Below are 18,220 nucleotides of genomic sequence, written 5' to 3'. Positions count from 1 at the left end.
TCAGCAGCCGTTGGCGCGCATCTTCTCGTCGATGAACTTCTTGGCGCGCGGCACGTCGGCCTCGTCCAGGTGTTCGATGATCATCGCGATGTTGGGATGTTTCTTGGCGAGGCGCTGGAAATACAGATCGTAGTTCAGCTCGCCCAGGCCGGGGGCGGGCAGCTCGATCTCGCCGACGCCGCGGAAGGTATGGCTTTCCGCCGCCGAGTCGTCGCCGATGTCGGCGTGCTTCTCGGCCTTGTCGTCGCCCGAGCGCTTCACGTCCTTGGCATGGGCGATGCAGATCTTGTCCGACAGCGCGTCGAAGACGTGGTTCAGGATCCGGTCCATGTCGTCGATGTTGTGGGCCTCGAAGTAGTTGGTCGGGTCCATCAGCAGACCGAGGCCGGGGTGATCCACCTCGGCGAACATGCGCAGCGTCTCCTCGACCGAGCCGACGACGTTGTTGACGTAGGTCTCCAGCAGGAAGACGGCGCCGTGGTCATAGGCGAACTGCGAGAGGTCGGCGATGACCTCGCGGCAATCCTCCCAGCCTTCCTCGGTCTTGTTCTTGTCGTGGTGGACCCAGTCGGATTCGGTGTCGAAGGTGCCGGTCTCGGAGATCACGTAGGGCGTGCCGAGGTATTGCGCGTGCTTGATCAGCTCCTTGAGCCGGGCGAGACGCTGCTTGCGGGTCTCCGGATCGGGATGGATGATGTTGGTATAGCCCGAGATCGCGCAGATCGGCAGGTTGTGGTCGCGGAAGGTGTCGCGGATCGTGCGGCACTTGTCCGGGGTCATCTGGCCGTCGCTGACGTCGATGTCCTTGAAGTGCAGGTCCAGTTGCACGGTGGTGAATCCGTGGCCCTTGATGACCTCGCAGGTCTTCTTCAGATCGTACGGGAAATATCCCGAGAAAATGCCCGTGTGCATCATGATAATGTCCTCCCTCAGTCTTTGGACAGGTCAAGCCGGAGCGTCCGGCCTTCTGCGATGGATTGGTAAGCGGTCTCGACAAGCGCCATGGTACGGACGTTGTCGGCGACGTTCAGGACCGGCGCGGTGCCGGTGTCGACGGCGTGCTGGAGCTGTTCCATCACGCCGATGAAGGCATGGGGAAACCACATCGTTTCCCAGTCGGGGGTGACCCACTTGCCGTTGGTTTCCTCGGTCGAGTTGTAGCTGAGCGTCGAGGCGGCGCCCGTCGGCCAGCCGATCGTGCCCTTGGCGACGCCCTTGGTGCCCGCGACCCGCCAGGTGATGTGCTGGTCGTCCTCGTAACCCTCTTCGCGCGGGCCGGACCAGACATCCTCGGTCGACAGCGCCATGAGCCCGGAGGGAAAGCGCAGCGTGGTGACGACGATCCCGTCGGAATGCTCGAAGGTCGTGCGGGGATCGGTCCGCGTCAGGCTGGTGACTTCGTCCGGGTCGCCAAAGAGGAAGCGCAGCGCGTCGAGATGGTGGACGCTCATGTTCGACAGGGTCAGACGGTCGTAGCCTTCAAGAAAGCCCTGCCAGTGCGGGATCGCGTGCATGTCGATTTGGGCGAAGACCGGTTCTCCTAGCGCGCCGCGGTCTAGGATCTGCTTGAGCACCTGCATCGACTGGTCGTAGCGCATGTTCTGATTGACGCTGAGCGGCTTGCCCGCCGCACGGGCCTCGTCGCGCAGCTTGCGCGCCTCGTCGAGCGACAGGGCCAGCGGCTTCTGCGCCAGGACCGCCTTGACGTGCGGCGCGGCCAGAGCCTTGCGGATCAGGTCGGGCTGGCGGTCGGGCGGATAGGCGATGTCGACGATCTCGACCTCGGGGTCGTCGATCAGCGCCTCCGGCGTGTCGTGCACGGTGCCGATGTTCCAGCGGTCGGCCACGGACTGCGCGTTGGCCCTGGTGCGCGAGGCGATGGCATGGACCGGAAAGCCGGCCTCGGCATAGGCGGCCAGGTGGCATTCGGCCATGATCATGCCGGCCCCTATGGCACCGATCCGGTACTTGCGCACGCGGACCTCCGGATCCGGACTATAGGCGAAATCCTTCATTCTCTCCTCCCTCTCCCTTCGTTCAATGTGCCGCGATCGCGGCGCCGCCGGCATCGAAAAAGTGCGCGCGGCCGGGATCGACGGTCAGGCCAACCTTCTGACCCGCCGTAAATTTCGGCTGACCGCGCAGCGTCGCCCGCAGGTCCGTTCCTTCCAGCGACAGGCCGAGCGTCGTGAAACCGCCCAGGGGTTCGACCTCTGTGATCTCGGCCAGTTCGCCCAGGCCCACCCGCAGGTTTTCGGGACGGACGCCGAGGTTCGCGGCGCGGTCGGGGGCATCGGCCACCTGCATCCGCACGGCAAGCTCCATGGGCAGCACGTTCATCGCCGGCGCCCCCAGCATTCCGGCGACGTAGGTCGAGTTGGGGCGGCGGTAGAGGTCCTCGGGCGTGCCGGTCTGGCGGACCCTGCCGTTCTCGAAGACCGCCATCCCGTCGGCAACCGACATCGCCTCTTCCTGGTCGTGCGTCACGTAGACGAGCGTCTTGCCCATCTCGCGCTGGATGCGCCGCAGCTCGACCCGTGTCTCCTCGCGGAGGCGGGCGTCCAGCGCGCTGATCGGGTCGTCCATCAGATAGGCCACCGGATCGCGCACCAGGGCCCGCGCGATGGCGACGCGCTGACGTTCGCCGCCCGACAGCTGGGCGGGCGGCTTGTGCAGGATGTGCCCGATGTGAAGCTTCTCGGTCACATCGGCGACGCGCGCCCGGATATGCTCGGGCTCCATGCGGCGCTCGACCAGCGGAAAGCGCACGTTCTCGAGCGCGGTCATGTGCGGGAACAGCGCCAGGTTCTGGAACACCATCGCCACGTTGCGCTGTGCCGGGCTGACATGCGTGACCGGGCGGCCGTCGATCAGGATCTCGCCCGCATCCGGCTGTTCGAGGCCCAGGATCAGCTTGAGGATCGTCGACTTGCCGGACAGCGGCGGGCCGAAGAGGCAGAAGAACGCGTTGTCCCGGATATCGAGCGTGACATCGTCGACCGCGACGACATCGCCGTAGCGTTTGGTGACGTTGCGAAAGGAGATGGAGGCCATCAGATCGCCCTTTCCGTTTCGGGGTCGAAGAGACGCACGTCGTCGGGGGTGACGGCAAAGCGGAACGGTTCGCCCTGGTCCGGCACCGGCGTTTCGCTGTCGAGCACGGCCTTGGCCCGATGCTCTCCGGCGGCGAGGTGGAGGATCGTGCGCGCGCCGATCCGCTCGACCGTGGCGACGGTCATCTGCAGGGGCCCGGCGGCGTCGGGATGGACCTGTTCGGGGCGGAACCCGAACAGCACCTCGCCACCCTGCCGGGTCGGAACGGGGCAGTGACCCGCCGCGCCCAGATCGACGGTGTGGCCGGTATCCCCGCCGCGGAGGGTGCCGCGCAGGAGGTTCATGCCGGGCGCGCCGATGAAGCGCGCGACGAAGGTGTCGGCGGGATGGTTGTAGACCTCGAGCGGCGTACCGACCTGAAGCAGCTTGCCATGATCCATCACCGCGATCCGGTCGGCCATGGTCATCGCCTCGAGCTGGTCGTGGGTGACATAGACCATGGTCTGGCGGAACTGGCGCTGAAGCGACTTGAGCTCGGCCCGCATGACGGCACGGAAGGCCGCATCGACATTCGACAGGGGCTCGTCCAGCAGGAAGATCGCCGGTTCCACCACGGCCGATCGGCCGATGGCGAGGCGTTGCAGGATGTTCACCGACAGCCCCGCCGCCTTGCGCTCCAGCATCGGTGTCAGTTGCAGCAGCTCGGCGATGTCGCCGACCCGGCGGTCGGTCTCGGCCCGGCCGACGCCCTGCGCCCTGAGCCCGTAGGCCAGGTTGTCGCGCACCGTCATGTGCGTGAAGATCGCGTAGTTCTGAAAGACGAAGCCCACGCCGCGTTTCGCCATCGGCACGCCGTTCATGTTGCGCCCGTCGAACCTGATCTCGCCGTGGCTGGGATCGAGCATCCCGGCGATCATGTTCATCGTCGTCGACTTGCCGCAGCCCGAGGGACCGAGGAGGGCGACGAACTCACCTGACCCGATGGTCAGGTCCATGTCTGCGAGCGCAGTGAAGTCGCCGAAGTCGCGGCCCAGGTTCTGCATCACGATCTCGGTCATCACGCGCTCCTCAGTTTCTTGATGGCCAGGGCCGAGACGACCGAGAGGACGATCAGGATGGCGAGCGCGATGGCCGCGACATAGCCCCAGATCAGTTCCTGCTGCGTGACCTTGTAGATGTAGATCGAGATGGTTTCGGTCGCGACGCCGGGACCGCCGCCGGTCATGATGTAGAAGTTGTCGAAGACCTTGAAGTTCTCGATCACCCGGATCGCCACGGCGATGATGATGATCGTCTTCATCCGCGGCAGAACGATGGTGCGGAAGCGGCGCCACCACGAGGCCCCCAGCAACACGGCCGCCATCTGCTGGTCCTGCGGGACCGAGACCATGCCCGCCAGCAGGATCAGGAACATCAGCGGCGTCCATTGCCAGATGTCGGATACGATGGTCGCGAAAAGCGCGAGGTCGGGGTCCGACAGCCAGGCGATGGTCACCGGGCGGCCCGCGAAGAAGGACAGGATGTCGTTCACCGGCCCGCCCGACTGGAAGAGCATGAAGAACATGTAGCCGGCCACCGCGGGCACCACCATCATCGGCACCAGGATCGTGGAATAGAGGACGCGCCGGCCCGGAAAGTCGTCGACGAAGAGGATCGCGAGCCCCAGCCCCAGCAGAAACTGCACCGGCACGCAGATCGCCATGACGATGCAGGTGCGCCACATGGCGGACCAGAACCGGGGGTCGTTGGCCAGGTCCGCGTAGTTCAGCAGGCCGATCCACAGCTCGTATGCGCGGTACCAGGGGATGCCGTCCAGCGGCGACCAGTCCGTCAGCGAGATGTAGACCTGCATCAGGATCGGGAAGAGCGCGATGAATATCACCAGAAGCTGCGCGGGAAGGGTCAGCCAGAGGCCCAGCCTCTTCTCTTCCGACCCGCCCGGCACGGCGGCGTCCTGGGGCGACGCGGTGGCGCCCATGTCATTGGTGGTCATGTCGGTCATTCCTTGAGCGCTCCGAAGGTGAGGCCGCGGACAAGCTGCTTTTGAATGGCGATGCCCATGATCACGGGCGGCACGGCGGCGATGAGCCCGAGCGCGGCCTTGGCGCCGTAGAGCTGGCCGGTCATCGACGAGCTGAGCGAGGCCATGTAGACGGGGATCGTCACCCAGTCGCGCGTCGTCAGCAGCAGCGCGATCAGGTAATCGGACCAGTTGAGGATGAAGACGAAGAGCGCGGAGGACGCGAGCGCGGGGCGCATCATCGGCAGGGTGATCTTGAGGAACACCCGCCAGCGCGAACAGCCCTCGACCAGTGCCGCATCCTCGATCTCGCGCGGCATGTCGTCGAAGAAGGTCTTCATCAGCCAGAAGCTGAAGGGCATGGTGACGATGCCGTAGATCAGTGCCAGACCGTACCAGGTGTCGATCAGGCCGAGAAAGGCCCACATGATCATCACGGGGATCATCACCGCCATCGGCGGGAAGATCCGCAGCTGGATCAGCGCGAGCGGCAGGTTGCCGCCCGCCCCGAAACGCGACAGCCCGTAGGCGGCGGAGGTCCCGGCCACCATGGCGATCAGCGTGCCGAAGGTCGCTGCGAGCAGCGAGGCCAGGATCGGACGGCCGGCGGTGCGTTCGAGCGCGACGATCAGGTCCGAGCCGCTTTCCCCGAAGATGAAGCGGAAGTTGTCGAGCGTCGGATTTTCCGGCCACCAGGTCAGGTCGGCGCCCGAGGCCTGCCATTCGGCGATCGGCTTGAACGCCATCGAGATCATCCAGATCGTCGGGATGAGCGACAGCGCGAGAAAGGTGAAGATCGCGGCGTAGCGGAAGATCTCGAATGAGAGTGAGCGTTGCATCGTCAGTGTCTTTTCGTTCAGGACGCGGGGCCGCCGGGAGGGACGGCCCCGCGGAGGGAGGAGCCGGTCAGCTTGACGCGGGGTCCATGACGGTCGGCCAGGCGGCCTTGTTCGCCTGAATGGCCTCGATCAGCTTGTCCTCGCCGACGCGACGGGCGATCCGCTTCCACTGGCGTTCGGTGTTGGCCATGGCCTGTTCGGCATCCATGCCGCCGGTCAGCGCCGCCATGAGGTTTTCGTCCAGTGCGTTGTGGAAGGCCGTGGCGCCGGGATAGTTGATCGTCGGCACCGTGCGTTCGACGCTCTCGCGAACCACGTCCATGTGGTAGTCGTGATAGGTCTCCCGCACGAGCGGATCGGCGAAGTTCGCCAGCTGGAACGGGTCGAAATAGCCGCTCGGATTGGCTGTCATCCACGAATAGATCCGGCTGGACCCGAGCCATTGCAGCAGAAGATAGGCGGCCTCGGGGTGGTCGGACTGCGACGAGACGCAGGCCGTGAGGTTCAGCCACAGAACCGTGCGGGCCGAGATGCCGTCGTCGTGTTCACGGCCCGGCGGCAGGTGGCTGCCGACCTTGCCGGTCACCTTCGACCCTTCGTTGGCGGGGTTGTCGAGGAACTTGGGCAGGTTCGAGAAGGCGCAGGTCATCGCCGCCCCGCCGTTGCCGAAGTTGCCGTACTGCTCGGGCCAGCCCCACGAGATGGCATCGGGGGAATGGTGGCTCAGGCTGTCGACATATTCCTGCGTCGCCTGCCAGCCGGCCTCGGAGTTGATCAGCGCGGTGCCGTCATCGGCGAACAGGAACTGGTTGGGCGCGTCCATCGAGACGTAGCGCTGATACCAGTTGGTATAGCCCCAGCCCTGGTTGCGCAGGTCGGTCGAGCCGAAGAGCCCCTGATCCGGGCGATGGAAGAAGGCCGCGATCTCGTCGTGCTGTTTCCAGGTCTTCGGCGGGGCCAGTTCATAGCCGTGTTTGTCGGCAAAGGCCTTCTGTTCGTTCGGATCGTTGAACAGGTCGGTACGGTGGTTCCAGGTCTGGAAGTCGCCGTCGAGCGAGACGCCGTAGACGGTACCGCGGTATTCGTTCAGCAGGGACACGCCCTGTTTGCCGTTCACGTAGCCGCGTTCGGGATCGTCCCATTCTGGTCTGTGCGCGGCGACGAAGTCATCGAGCGCGATAATGCCGCCGGTCTCGGCCAGGTCGCCGAGGCGGTTCCACTCGACCGCGTAGATGTCGAAGCCGCCACCGTTGGTCGAGACGTCCTGCATCACCTTGGTGAATTCCTGGCCGTTCGGCACACCGACGATGTCGAGCGTGATGCCGGTCTCCTGCTCCCAGAGGTCCTTGACCGAGGGCGCGCCTTCGGGGAAGGGCTGGGTGATCTGGCCGATGGACCCGTCGCTGAGCCCCAATACGATGCGCTCCGGCGCCTTGCCGGCAGCCTTCAGCGCCTTGACCGCCTCGATGGCGCGGCCTTCCGGGGTGTCGGGTCCGTACTGATAGCGTTCGGCCCCCGGAAAGCCGGTGGGGCCGCCGATCATGCCCTGTGCAAGGTCGCTGGCCGCACGGGCGCGACCGGGCCGCAGCACGAGTGGCGAAGACACCGCGACGAGCGCGGTGGTCTGGGCGGCGGCCGACAGGAAACGGCGCCGCGAGAAACGCGGATGATGGGTCATTTTTCCCTCCCTGGTCGCGCCCCTCCCGGACGCGTTCTCCAATGAGGGGCAGCATCAACCGCCATCACCGCGCCAACAATCATCAAAAGACATCATTTCCGATCATTTTGCCTAAGTTGGACCGAAATGAGCCGCTTCTAGGTGTGTTGACGCGGATGAGATGCAGAAAATGATTGCATTAAATCATCCACAAGATGTGAAATGATGACATTACAGAATCAAGAGGGCTCAGCATGCGCACGACCGTTTCCCAGATCGCCCGCGAGGCCGGGGTCTCCCCCGCCACCGTGGACCGGGTCCTGAACGACCGTGACGGCGTGCGCCCCCGGACCCGCGACATCGTCCTGCAGGTGGCCCGGAAGCTGGGATACTTCGGCCCCTTGGAAGCCGCCGCCCCCGATGTGACGGTCCGGCTGGATTTCGTGCTTCCGGCGGGCAGCAACTCGTTCATGCGGACGCTCAAGAAGAACCTGCTCGAAGAGAGCGCGGCACGGGGGGACGTCACCGCGACGCTGCACGAAATCGAAGGGTTCGACCCCGAGCGGCTGTCGGCCAAGCTCATCGACCTGCGGCACCGGACCGACGGCGTAGGTCTCGTGGCCCTGGACCATCCCCAGGTACGCGAGGCGATCAACGCCCTGGCGGCCTCGGGCGTGCGGATCGGGACCCTGGTGTCCGACATCCCGACCGTGGACAAGGTGGGGTATGTCGGCGTCGACAACCGGGCGGCCGGGCGCCTTGCGGGGCTGCTGCTGGGGCGCTTTTTGCCCCCTGGACAGCATCGCATCGCGGTCTTCGTCGGATCCCTGGCCTATCGCGGCCACGAGGAGCGCGAGATGGGCGTGCGCTCGATCCTGTCCGAGGAGTTCCCCGAGATCCGCATCGCAGGCACGGCCGAGGTCAGCGACGACCGCGACCGCGCCTATGACGAAACGATGCGGCTGCTCGAACATGGCGACATCAGCGGCATCTACAACATCGGATCGGGCAACCAGGGGATCGCGCGGGCGCTTCGCGAGGCCCGGAGGGATCGCAAGACCGTTTTCATCGGCCACGATCTGACCGACGCGACGCGGCTGATGCTGCTGGACCGGACGATGGATGCCGTGATCGACCAGAACCCCCGCGTCGAGGCGCGCGAGATCGTCCGCCTGCTCGCCTCGTCGGTGAAGGGCACGGTCGAGCCGGAGTACATGCCCCGGCTGCAGGTCGTCTTCAAGGAGAACATCCCGTCGAACTGATCCCCCCGGGGCGCGGCTTTCCGCCCGCGCCGCCGGTGGAGCGGCGGCCGGAGCGTGCACCGGGGCCCGCATGCGCTATCTGAAAGGAAAGCCTGCCCGAGAGGCGACGACCGGGTGGGGCGCGACCAGTCGAACGAGGAGCTTCATGGCGGAGAAAACCGGGAAGACCGACATGCAGGAGAATGCGACCGCGGACCGGCTGCGGGACGAGATCGACCGGGGCGGGACCGGCGACAAGGTGGCCTTTTCCGATCCGGCCGCCGCGCCGCTGGGAACCGACGACGAGGCGGCGGGGCATCCGCCCTCGCCCGAGCAGGTGCGCCGGGCCATGCGCCACGAGGCGCCCCGCGACGAGGCGAGCGACGACAAGCAGACCCCGCACGAGCTTTTGACCGTGGGGCAGAGGATGCTGAAGAGCGTGACCGTCATCGCAGCGCTGGCGGTCGGCGTTGTGCTGGTCATTCTGGCGCTCTGAGCGAGGCGAAATAGGCGGCGAGCGCGCTGATGTCGGCATCCTCGAGATCGCGGGTGGCGGCGACCATCAGGCGGTTGTGGTGATAGGTGCCGTCCCGCCAGAGCCTGATCTGGGTCGCCAGGAAGTCCTCGGGCTGGCCGTGCAGCAGCGGGCCCTTGCGGTCTTCGCCGCCATGGCAGGCGAGGCAGGCCGGCACGTCCCGCGTTCCCCGGCCGGCCAGGTCGCGGCCCGCCGCGGCATCGCCGGTCACCGCGACCTCCCGGTCGGGCAGCGATGCGCCCGCGAGCTCGCGGGCGAGGTCCGCAAAGCTCTCGGGCGGGGCGAGGCTGACGGCATGGGACATAATGCCGCTCGGCCGGACGCCCGTCCGGTAGTTCTCGAGCTGCGCCTCGATGTAGTCCGGGCTCAGCCTGTCCAGCCGGGGCACCGGCCCGGCAATCCTTTCGTGGCAGCTCCGGCAATAGGCCGCGCCCGCGTCGGCCCCGGGCAGGGGCGGGGCGGCATCGGCCTTGACCGTCTCGAGATAGGCGACCACGGCCCAGGCCTCGTCCTCGCGCCCCTTGACCGGCCAGCCGGGCATGCCGGTCATCTTCACGCCGTTCTCGACGATCCAGAAGAGCTCGTTGGGCTTCCAGTGCGCCACCGCCTCGTCGATGGGGGGCGGCGGAGGCTCCATCGCGCGGGCGGTGGCGCTGCGCGCGCCGTCGGGCGTGGCGTGGCAGAAGGCGCAGGCCGAGGCGTAATGCCCCGCGCCGAGGGCGATCAGATCGGGATCGTCGAGCGGCGGCACCTTGTCCATCGCGGGGGCGCGCAGTTCGACCGCGTTCCGGAAGGTCGTGTGCAGCAGCCAGGCGACGCCCGGCAGGTGCCCGGCCTGCGCCGAGACGTTGTAGAGGCCGAAGGTCACCACGGCGCCGGCCCCCGCCAGTCCGAGGGCGGCCACGGCAGCCAGTGTAAGCAGCACCGTTCTCATGCCGGGCTCCTGTCCTGCAAGGCGTGGGCGGTGAGGCGAAGCCCGGCGACCAGGTAGACCGGGGTTCCGATCGCCAGCATCAGCATGCCGCCGATCTGCTGGCCGGTCAGGTCGGGCGCGGTGCCGCAGATCTCGGCATAGATGTCCCGGGGCGCGAGCACGAGAAGCGCGCCGAGCAGGGTCATGTGCATCGACGTCAGCAGCAGGCCGCCGGCGCCCGCCAGCGGCTGATCCTCGCGCAGGCATCCGGCCCAGACCAGAAGCCCGACCGCCAGAAAGCTTGCCTGTTCGGCGGCGAAGCCCCAGGACTGCAACCGGCCGAGTGCGTGGGCGGCGGGGAGATGCCAGGCCCAGACGACCACGAATTCCGCCAAGGCCGCGCCGAGGGGCGGGATCGCCAGGCGCCGGGCGATGGCGGGCAGCCCTAGGACGATGAGCGGCGCGGCGACCGCCACCAGCGTCATGTGGCGCAGCATGTGCAGGGCAAAACCGGGAAGCGCGACGTCGAGCGGCGCCAGCCAGATCAGGGCGAGACAGCCCAGCCCCGGTATGAGGAAGAGCGGTCTCACTGGCACCCCCCGATCAGCACCAGCGGCAGCGAGACGAAGACCACCCCGATCAGCGAGATGATCGACAGCAGAAAGGCGGCGTGACCGAGGAAGTGGTGCCGGTCCTCGGCGCTGCCCAGCCTGTTCACCCTGTCGCCCGTCGTGGTCACGCCCCACTGGCGCCACGCGGCCCAGCCGACCCAGAGCACGCCCGCGAGCGCCAGCGCGCTCAGCCCGCCCAGGCCGATGCGGACCGCGCCGATGTCCCAGCCCTTGGCGCAGGTCACCGCAACAAGCCCGTAGCAGACGACGAAATGCGCCGCCCAGATCAGCGGCCCCAACGTGATCTTCAGAAGGCTCGCCTCCTCCTCGGCGAATTCCTTCTGGTCCTCCCGGCGGTCCGGTGTGCGCTCTTCGGTCATAGCGCCTCCGGGGCGAGGCCCATGACGGCGCAGGTGACGAGCGCCGAGATCGTGACGAAGTGCCAGAAGAGCGAGACGTTCCAGATATCCGCGTCGTAACGCGGCGTCATCTTGCCGAAGAGCGAACCGGCCAGGCAGTAGAGCTGCATGATCACCCCCGCTCCGGTATGCGCCGCGATCCAGACGGTCAGCGCCCAGAGGATGGCGGGGTAGACGTGGCTCTCGGGTGCGAGCCCCCAGACCGAGACGATCAGCGACGCCGCGCCCAGGGCGGCGGTCGCCGGGGCCAGCACGAGGCAGAGCCGCGCCGCGCCGACCGAACCGGCCCTGTTCAGCTGACGCGCGCCCACGGTCATCATCCAGTTGAGGGCGAAGGCCACCGCCGCCAGTCCGACCCAGCCGGCGGCGGCATGGGCCGCCCCGTCCGGCGGGAAGTCCGGCGAGGCGGTCCAGTAGAAGAAGAACCCGAAGACCACGGAGGAAAAGGCCGTCGCGTCGCCGAGCATGGTGATCCACATGGCCCACCACCCGACCGAGGAGGGACCCGCCGCATAGGTCGGCAGGCGGAGCCCCAGGCCCACGTCCTTGCTGTCGGCCTCGGGCGGGCGGGCGGTCGAGGTCCAGAGCCACCAGATGATGCAGCAGATCGCCAGCGCTCCGCTGACGATGGCGGGCGGGTAGAGGTGGAAGGTGGGGAAGATGAAGGCCCCCCCGGTGAAGAGCGCGGCCAGGTGCGTGATCCATGTCGGCCCGGTCACCCGCTGGACCTGGATCGGCTCGGCGTCGATGACCGAGGTGACGAGCGTCTCGCGCTTGCCCTCTTCCGCGTCGGGAAGATAGTAGCGCCCTGCATCCATCCGGGCCTGCATCTGCGGCTGGTCCCAGAGCGGATAGCGGGTGGTCACATGCGGGATCGAGCGCACCCCCCAGGTTTCTTCCGGAACGTCATGCGTCCATTCCAGCGTGCCCGCGTCCCAAGGGTTGCGCGGGATCTGCGGCTGGTGGCCCTTGGGCCGGATCAGATCCCAGACGAAGATCGCGAAACCGGCGGCGATGATGAAGGCGCCGATGGTCGAGATCATGTTGAGGCCGTCCCAGCCCAGGTCGGTCGGGTAGGTGTAGACGCGGCGCGGCATCCCCCAGAGCCCGGTCAGGTGCATCGGCAGGAAGGTCAGGTTGAAGCCCGAGAAGATCAGCCAGAAAGCCCATTTGCCCAGTCTCTCGGACAGCAGCTTTTTCTGGATGAAGGGGAAGAAGTAATAGACCCCCGCGATCACCGGAAAGACCATGCCGCCGAAAAGGGTGTAGTGCAGGTGCGCGACGATGAAATAGGTGTCGTGCACCTGGAAGTCGAAGGGCGCGAGCGCCAGCATCACGCCGGTCAGGCCACCCATCGTGAAGATCGCCAGCGCGCCCGAGATCCAGAGCATCGGCAGCGTCATCTTCACCCGCCCTGCCATCAGCGTCGCGAGGAAGGCGAAGATCTGGATGCCGGTCGGGATCACCACCGCCTCGGACGCGGCCGAGAAGAAGCCCAGCGAGATCGACGGCAGGCCCGTGGTGAACATGTGGTGCACCCAGAGGCCGAAGGACAGGAATCCGGTGCCCACGGCCGACAGCACGATCCAGGAATAGCCGAAGATCGGGCGCCGGGCGACGGTAGGGATGACCATGGCGGCGATGGCGATGGAGGGCAGGAAGATGATGTAGACTTCGGGGTGGCCGAAGATCCAGAACAGGTGCTGCCAGAGCATCGGGTCGCCGCCCCGCGTCGGATCGAAGAAGGGCCAGTCGAAGGACCGCTCCAGTTCGAACAGGAAATCGCCGGCGATCAGCGGCGGGAAGGCGAAGAGGATCATGCCGCCCACCACCATCACGTACCAGGCATAGAGCGGCATGATGTTGACCCGCATCCCCGGCGGGCGGCATTTCAGCGCCCCCACGATCAGTTCGACCGCCGCCGCGATCGAGGCGATCTCGATGAAGGAGAGGCCCAGCAGCCAGATGTCCGACCCCGGCCCCTCGTCCTCGGTCGCGAGGGGAGGATACATGAACCATCCCGCCCGGGGGGCCGCGTCGAAGAATGTCGAGCCGATGACGAAGATGCCGCCGATCAGGAACGACCAGTAGCCATAGGCCGAAAGGCGCGGAAAAGGCATGTCGCGCGCGCCCAGCATGCCGGGCAGCAGCAGAATGGAAATCGCCTCGAACAGGGGCACGGCAAAGAGGAACATCATCGCCGAGCCGTGCATCGTGAACAGCTGGTTGAACCGGTCGGCCGAGACCAGGTCGTTCTCGGGCACCGCCAGCTGAAGCCGCATGATCAGCGCCATGACACCGGCCATCAGCATGAACGACAGCGCGGTCATGCAGTACCACTTGCCCACCTCGGTGTTGTTCACGGCGCTCGGATAGCGCCATCCGGGGGGCGCGGCCCAGGCCTTCCGCAGGCGCGCGGTCTGCGCTTTCGCCAGGTCCTCCGGCACCGGCTCGGCCAGCATGGCCTCGGTCGGGGGATAGGTGCCTTCGGGCTTGGGAATGCCGGAGGGAGGGGTCTTCATCTCAGTCCCTTCAGGTAGTGGGCCAGGTCGCGCAGCTCGTCCTCTCCGAGATCGTAGCTCGGCATCCGGACCTCGGGCTTCAGCGCGTCGGTATGGGCGACCCAGGTGGCGAGATCGTCCAGGGTCACCCGCGCTCGCCCCGCCCCGAGGCTGAGACGGCTGCCGATGTGGGTGAGGTCGGGACCGACCTGCCCCACGGCGTCGGTCCCCCGGACCGTATGGCAGGCGCCGCATCCCTCATCCCGGAAGACGGCCTGCCCCCGCCGTGCGGCATCGTCGGCCGGCGGCGCCGCATCTTCGGCCTGGGCCTGCAGCCAGGCGTCGAACTCCTCCGGCTCCATCGCCACGGCGACGAAGGCCATCCAGGCGTGGCTCGCCCCGCAGAACTCGGCGCATTGGCCGCGGTAGGTTCCGGGCTTGTCGGGCAGGAGAGTGAAGGTGGTTTCCCGGCCGGGGAACATGTCCATCTTGCCGCCGAGCGCCGGGATCCAGAAGGAATGGATGACCTTGTCGGCCAACAGGCGGAACTCGGTCCTTTCTCCGACCGGCAGACGGATCTCGTTGGCGGAGACCACCGGCTCGGTCGCGCCCTCGGGCCAGTATTCGACGCGCCACCACCATTGTTCGCCCGTCACGCGGACGACCAGCCCGTCGCCCGGGGTCCGCGAATCCGGGAGGAGGCTCAGCCCCCAGACAAGCAGCGCGGTGAGGACCACGGTCGGCAGAACGATGCCGCCGCCGATCAGGAGGCGGCGGCCGTGGCGCTCGTCGAACCGGCCCGGCGCGAACCGGGACACGTAGAGAAACGCGCCGTTCACCATGAGCCACAGCAAGACGGCCCCGACAAGCATGACCCAGAAGAGAAGCGATATGGCCGCGGCGTCGCGCCCGGCGACGTTCAGGGCAGACTGCTCACGCCCGCATCCGGCCAGAACGAGGAGCGAGAGCAAGGTGAGCGCCGGCACACGGCTAAAGCACGACCGCCGGATGTCGTTCCGGTCACGCATCATCACGTTCATGATACGGCAACTTGATCGGCTGGGAAAAGTTCCCGCGCGCGCGAAGAATTCGGTTTGCCCCCTCCGCGGGAGGCGCGGGCATACAAGGTTGATGGGCGAAGCCATTGCCGGGCTGCCGAGCGGGACCGCGTCGCAAGGCGGCGCATCTGGCACGGGCCACCATGCCGCCCCGGCTTTCCCTGCCGATGAGGAAACAGAGCCCGTCGTTTCGGTCTTTTTCTGCTCGTCCGGCCCCGGCCCCTGCGGTTGATGCCACGTTCCGGAAATGAAAAAGGCCCGGGCGATGCCGCCCAAGCCCTTGATCAAGTGGTGAGCCGTGCAGGATTCGAACCTGCGACCCACTGATTAAAAGTCAGTTGCTCTACCAACTGAGCTAACGGCCCACTAGAGCCGCCCTATTACGGAGAGCACGGCAGGCGGTCAACCCCGTAGTGGGGGATTTTTCCCACGATTTTCCGGGTCGGAGGCGAGGCCGGGACGGGAGCATCTTTCATATGCTGCGCGAGGGGCTTATATGCGCGGCCATGCAGACGCGCGCGTTCCCCCCCGACGGCCTGCCATTCCGCAAGATGCATGGCGCCGGCAATGATTTCGTCATCCTCGACAGCCGGGGGATGGCGCCTGTCTGCACGCCCGGCCTCGCCCGGGCGGTCGGGGACAGGCATCGCGGCGTGGGGTTCGACCAGCTGGCCGAGATCCGGGACGGCGAGAACTGCGACATCGCGCTCGACTTCTGGAATTCGGACGGCAGCCGGGCCGGCGCCTGCGGAAACGCCACCCGCTGCGTGGCCGCGGAGTGGATGACCGAGACCGGGCAGGACCGCGTGACCATCCGCACGACGCGCGGCGTGCTGCGTGGCGAGATGCGCGGCGAGGCGGTCTGGGTGAACATGGGACCGCCGGTTCTCGACTGGGCCCAGGTTCCGTTGGCGCGCGAGGTCGATCTGCTGCATCTGCCGATCGCCGGGGATCCGTGCGGCGTGGGCATGGGCAATCCCCATGCGGTCTTCTTCGTCGAGGATATCGATGCGGTCGACGTGGCGGCGCGGGGGGCCGAGGTGGAACACGATCCGCTCTATCCGGAGGCGACGAACGTGGAATTCGTCCAGGTGCGGTCACACGACGAAGTCCGGATGCGGGTCTGGGAGCGCGGCACGGGGATCACCCTGGCCTGCGGATCCGGCGCCTGCGCCGTGGCCGTGGCCGCCCATCGGCGTGGCCTCACCGGGCGGCATGTCCGGATCGAGGTCGACGGCGGCTGGCTGGAGCTCGACTGGCGGGACGACGGCGTCTGGATGACCGGTCCGGTCGCGCGGGTCTTCGAGGGGCGGCTGGCGCCGGACTTTCCGGCGGCGGGTTCGTGATGCAGAGCCCGCCCGTCTTCGCCACGCTCGGCTGCCGGCTGAACGCCTACGAGACCGAAGCGATGAAGGAACTGGCCGCCGCGGCCGGGGTCGAGAATGCCGTCGTGGTCAACACCTGCGCCGTGACCGCCGAGGCGGTGCGCAAGGCGCGGCAGGACATCCGCCGGCTGCGGCGCGAGAACCCGCAGGCCAGGATCATCGTGACCGGCTGCGCCGCCCAGACCGAACCCGAGACCTTCGCCGCGATGGACGAGGTCGATCACGTCGTCGGCAATTCCGAGAAGATGCAGGCCGAGACCTGGAAGGGCTTCGCGCCAGACCTGATCGGCGAGACCGAGCGCGTCATCGTCGACGACATCATGTCGGTGACCGAGACGGCGGGGCACCTGATCGACGGGTTCGGGCGGCACCGGGCCTATGTGCAGGTCCAGAACGGCTGCGATCACCGCTGCACCTTCTGCATCATCCCCTACGGCCGGGGCAATTCGCGTTCGGTGCCGACCGGCGTGGTCGTGGACCAGATCAAGCGGCTGGTGGACCGCGGCTTCAACGAGGTGGTGCTGACGGGCGTCGACCTGACCTCGTGGGGCGCGGACCTTCCCGCGACGCCGCGGCTGGGCGACCTTGTGCGCCGCATCCTGAGGCTGGTGCCGGATCTGCCGCGCCTGCGGATCTCGTCGATCGATTCGATTGAGGCGGATCCGGCGCTGATGGAGGCCATCGCGACCGAACCGCGGCTGATGCCGCATCTGCATCTCAGCCTGCAGGCGGGCGACGACATGATCCTCAAGCGGATGAAGCGCCGTCACCTGCGGGACGATGCGATCCGGTTCTGCGAAGAGGCCCGCCGGTTGCGGCCCGAGATGACCTATGGCGCCGACATCATCGCGGGGTTTCCCACCGAGACCGACGAGATGTTCGAGAACTCTCTGCGGCTGATCGAGGAGTGCGGACTGACCTGGCTGCATGTCTTTCCCTATTCGCCGCGCCCCGGCACCCCGGCGGCGCGGATGCCGCAGGTGCGGGGCCCCGCGATCAAGGAGCGGGCGGCGCGGCTGCGGGCGGCCGGCGAGCGGCAGGTGGCGGCGCATCTGGCGGGACAGGTGGGCACGGAGCGGACCGTTCTGACCGAGGGGCCGCGCATGGGACGGACCGAACAGTTCGCCGAGGTGCGGTTCGACCGGGACATGCCAGAGGGCCGGCTCATCACGGCGCGAATTGCCGCACATGACGGGTTGTCATTGATCGCCTGACATCGGGCCGGGACAGCACCGCCCCGGAAGGCTATGCTCGGTCCGCAAGGCGGGCATGGTCCCGCGGGAACGGGAGGTCCGGGTCGTGCATCCAAATCCGATCTATCACACGGGCACGCGCGAGGACTGCCTGACGTTCGCGGGCGAGACGGGGTTCGGCATCCTGGCGGTCTCGGAGCCCGGGGGCGCGCCGCATATGGCGCATGTCCCCTTCGCGCTGTCGGGGGATGTGGCCGAGATGCACCTGATGCGGTCGAACCCGGTGGCGCGGGCGGCGCGCGCGGGGGCGGCGGCGCGGCTCGCCGTGCAGGGGCCGCATGGCTACATCTCGCCCGACTGGTACGGGATCCCGGATCAGGTGCCGACCTGGAACTATGTCTCCGTCCATCTGACCGGCCGGCTGGAGCCGCGCCCGCAGACCGAGCTTCGCGGGATGCTCGACCGGCTTTCCGACCGGTTCGAGGCGCGGCTGGCCCCGAAACCGGTGTGGAAGATGGACAAGGTCGCACCGGACATCCTGGAACGGCTGATGCGAATCGTCCTGCCCTTCCGCTTCCATGTCGAGGCGGCCGAGGGGACGTGGAAGCTGGCGCAGCACAAGCCCGTCGGGGCGCGGCTTCGGGCGGCGGATGATCTCGAGGCGGCGGGAATGGGCAGCGAGACGGCGGTGCTGGCGGCGCTGATGCGGGCGGCGCAGCCGGTCTGAGCACGGCCTCCGACCGGATGGACAGGCCCCGCGCCCGGCCCTAGGGTGCCCGCAGAGAGGGAGCGTG

At 67.4% G+C, this 18,220-nt stretch carries 17 protein-coding genes and 1 tRNA gene; 5 read left to right on the top strand and 13 right to left on the bottom strand.

The features are described 5' to 3' along the window. From OB2597_RS18185 to OB2597_RS18155, 7 genes are all read right to left on the bottom strand, one after another. Positions 1-915, bottom strand: a complete 915-nt coding sequence (locus OB2597_RS18185) for a sugar phosphate isomerase/epimerase family protein (RefSeq protein WP_009807082.1) — start codon at positions 913-915, stop codon at positions 1-3. Positions 916-929: 14 nt separating this feature from the next. Next, a complete protein-coding gene (locus OB2597_RS18180) occupies positions 930-2,015 on the bottom strand; it encodes a Gfo/Idh/MocA family protein (RefSeq protein WP_009807081.1) in 1,086 nt (361 codons plus the stop codon). Between the two features lie 22 nt (positions 2,016-2,037). After that, entirely contained in the window at positions 2,038-3,054 is a 1,017-nt protein-coding gene (locus OB2597_RS18175; protein ID WP_009807080.1) for an ABC transporter ATP-binding protein, read from the bottom strand. Next, the gene (locus OB2597_RS18170) at positions 3,054-4,112 is read right to left on the bottom strand and encodes an ABC transporter ATP-binding protein (protein WP_009807079.1); all 1,059 of its coding nucleotides are present in this window, start codon (positions 4,110-4,112) and stop codon (positions 3,054-3,056) included. The genes OB2597_RS18175 and OB2597_RS18170 overlap by 1 nt, the downstream gene beginning before the upstream one ends. Next, the gene (locus OB2597_RS18165; protein ID WP_148234827.1) at positions 4,112-5,047 is read right to left on the bottom strand and encodes a carbohydrate ABC transporter permease; all 936 of its coding nucleotides are present in this window, start codon (positions 5,045-5,047) and stop codon (positions 4,112-4,114) included. Before OB2597_RS18165 ends, OB2597_RS18170 begins: the two co-directional genes overlap by 1 nt. A 5-nt stretch (positions 5,048-5,052) precedes the next feature. After that, positions 5,053-5,913 (bottom strand): carbohydrate ABC transporter permease, encoded by an 861-nt coding sequence (locus tag OB2597_RS18160; protein ID WP_009807077.1) that lies wholly within the window; start codon positions 5,911-5,913, stop codon positions 5,053-5,055. Positions 5,914-5,980: 67 nt separating this feature from the next. Continuing rightward, positions 5,981-7,591: an extracellular solute-binding protein gene (locus OB2597_RS18155; RefSeq protein WP_009807076.1), complete on the bottom strand. Its 1,611-nt coding sequence runs from the start codon at positions 7,589-7,591 to the stop codon at positions 5,981-5,983. Positions 7,592-7,824: 233 nt separating this feature from the next. On the opposite strand from OB2597_RS18155, the gene OB2597_RS18150 reads away from it, so the two are divergent. After that, positions 7,825-8,832 carry a LacI family DNA-binding transcriptional regulator gene (locus OB2597_RS18150; RefSeq protein ID WP_009807075.1) on the top strand — a complete coding sequence of 336 codons (1,008 nt, stop codon included), beginning with the start codon at positions 7,825-7,827 and terminating at the stop codon, positions 8,830-8,832. A 145-nt stretch (positions 8,833-8,977) separates the two neighbouring features. Then, positions 8,978-9,307: a hypothetical protein gene (locus tag OB2597_RS18145; protein WP_009807074.1), complete on the top strand. Its 330-nt coding sequence runs from the start codon at positions 8,978-8,980 to the stop codon at positions 9,305-9,307. Here OB2597_RS18145 and OB2597_RS18140 read toward each other — a convergent pair. The 6 genes from OB2597_RS18140 to OB2597_RS18115 form a co-directional block, all read right to left on the bottom strand. After that, on the bottom strand, positions 9,291-10,280 hold the full coding sequence (locus tag OB2597_RS18140) for a c-type cytochrome (RefSeq protein WP_009807073.1): 990 nt from the start codon (positions 10,278-10,280) through the stop codon (positions 9,291-9,293). The two genes, OB2597_RS18145 and OB2597_RS18140, sit on opposite strands and share 17 nt — an antisense overlap. Beyond that, on the bottom strand, positions 10,277-10,849 hold the full coding sequence (locus OB2597_RS18135) for a cytochrome c oxidase assembly protein (protein ID WP_009807072.1): 573 nt from the start codon (positions 10,847-10,849) through the stop codon (positions 10,277-10,279). Before OB2597_RS18135 ends, OB2597_RS18140 begins: the two co-directional genes overlap by 4 nt. Then, a complete protein-coding gene (locus tag OB2597_RS18130) occupies positions 10,846-11,250 on the bottom strand; it encodes a hypothetical protein (RefSeq protein WP_009807071.1) in 405 nt (134 codons plus the stop codon). The genes OB2597_RS18135 and OB2597_RS18130 overlap by 4 nt, the downstream gene beginning before the upstream one ends. Next, positions 11,247-13,811, bottom strand: coding sequence for a cytochrome c oxidase subunit I (gene ctaD, locus OB2597_RS18125; RefSeq protein ID WP_009807070.1), 2,565 nt, complete (start codon positions 13,809-13,811; stop codon positions 11,247-11,249). The genes OB2597_RS18130 and ctaD overlap by 4 nt, the downstream gene beginning before the upstream one ends. Further along, positions 13,808-14,821 carry a cytochrome c oxidase subunit II gene (gene coxB, locus OB2597_RS18120; protein WP_407636179.1) on the bottom strand — a complete coding sequence of 338 codons (1,014 nt, stop codon included), beginning with the start codon at positions 14,819-14,821 and terminating at the stop codon, positions 13,808-13,810. Before coxB ends, ctaD begins: the two co-directional genes overlap by 4 nt. A 316-nt stretch (positions 14,822-15,137) precedes the next feature. Beyond that, a tRNA-Lys gene (locus OB2597_RS18115) sits at positions 15,138-15,213 on the bottom strand. Positions 15,214-15,354: 141 nt separating this feature from the next. Between OB2597_RS18115 and dapF the strand changes: the two genes are divergently transcribed. The 3 genes from dapF to OB2597_RS18100 are packed head-to-tail and all read left to right on the top strand — an operon-like array spanning position 15,355 to position 18,153. Continuing rightward, the gene (dapF, locus tag OB2597_RS18110) at positions 15,355-16,194 is read left to right on the top strand and encodes a diaminopimelate epimerase (protein ID WP_040609955.1); all 840 of its coding nucleotides are present in this window, start codon (positions 15,355-15,357) and stop codon (positions 16,192-16,194) included. Further along, positions 16,194-17,447 (top strand): tRNA (N(6)-L-threonylcarbamoyladenosine(37)-C(2))-methylthiotransferase MtaB, encoded by a 1,254-nt coding sequence (mtaB, locus tag OB2597_RS18105; RefSeq protein WP_009807067.1) that lies wholly within the window; start codon positions 16,194-16,196, stop codon positions 17,445-17,447. Before dapF ends, mtaB begins: the two co-directional genes overlap by 1 nt. A 55-nt stretch (positions 17,448-17,502) precedes the next feature. After that, complete coding sequence (locus OB2597_RS18100) at positions 17,503-18,153, top strand: FMN-binding negative transcriptional regulator (protein ID WP_009807066.1); 651 nt, start codon at positions 17,503-17,505, stop codon at positions 18,151-18,153. Positions 18,154-18,220 lie beyond the last annotated feature (67 nt).

Source organism: Pseudooceanicola batsensis HTCC2597 (genome assembly GCF_000152725.1).
Classification (GTDB): Bacteria; Pseudomonadota; Alphaproteobacteria; order Rhodobacterales; family Rhodobacteraceae; genus Pseudooceanicola; species Pseudooceanicola batsensis.
The sequence above is the reverse complement of the archived record's forward strand: the minus strand, read 5'-3'. Positions and strand labels throughout refer to the sequence as shown.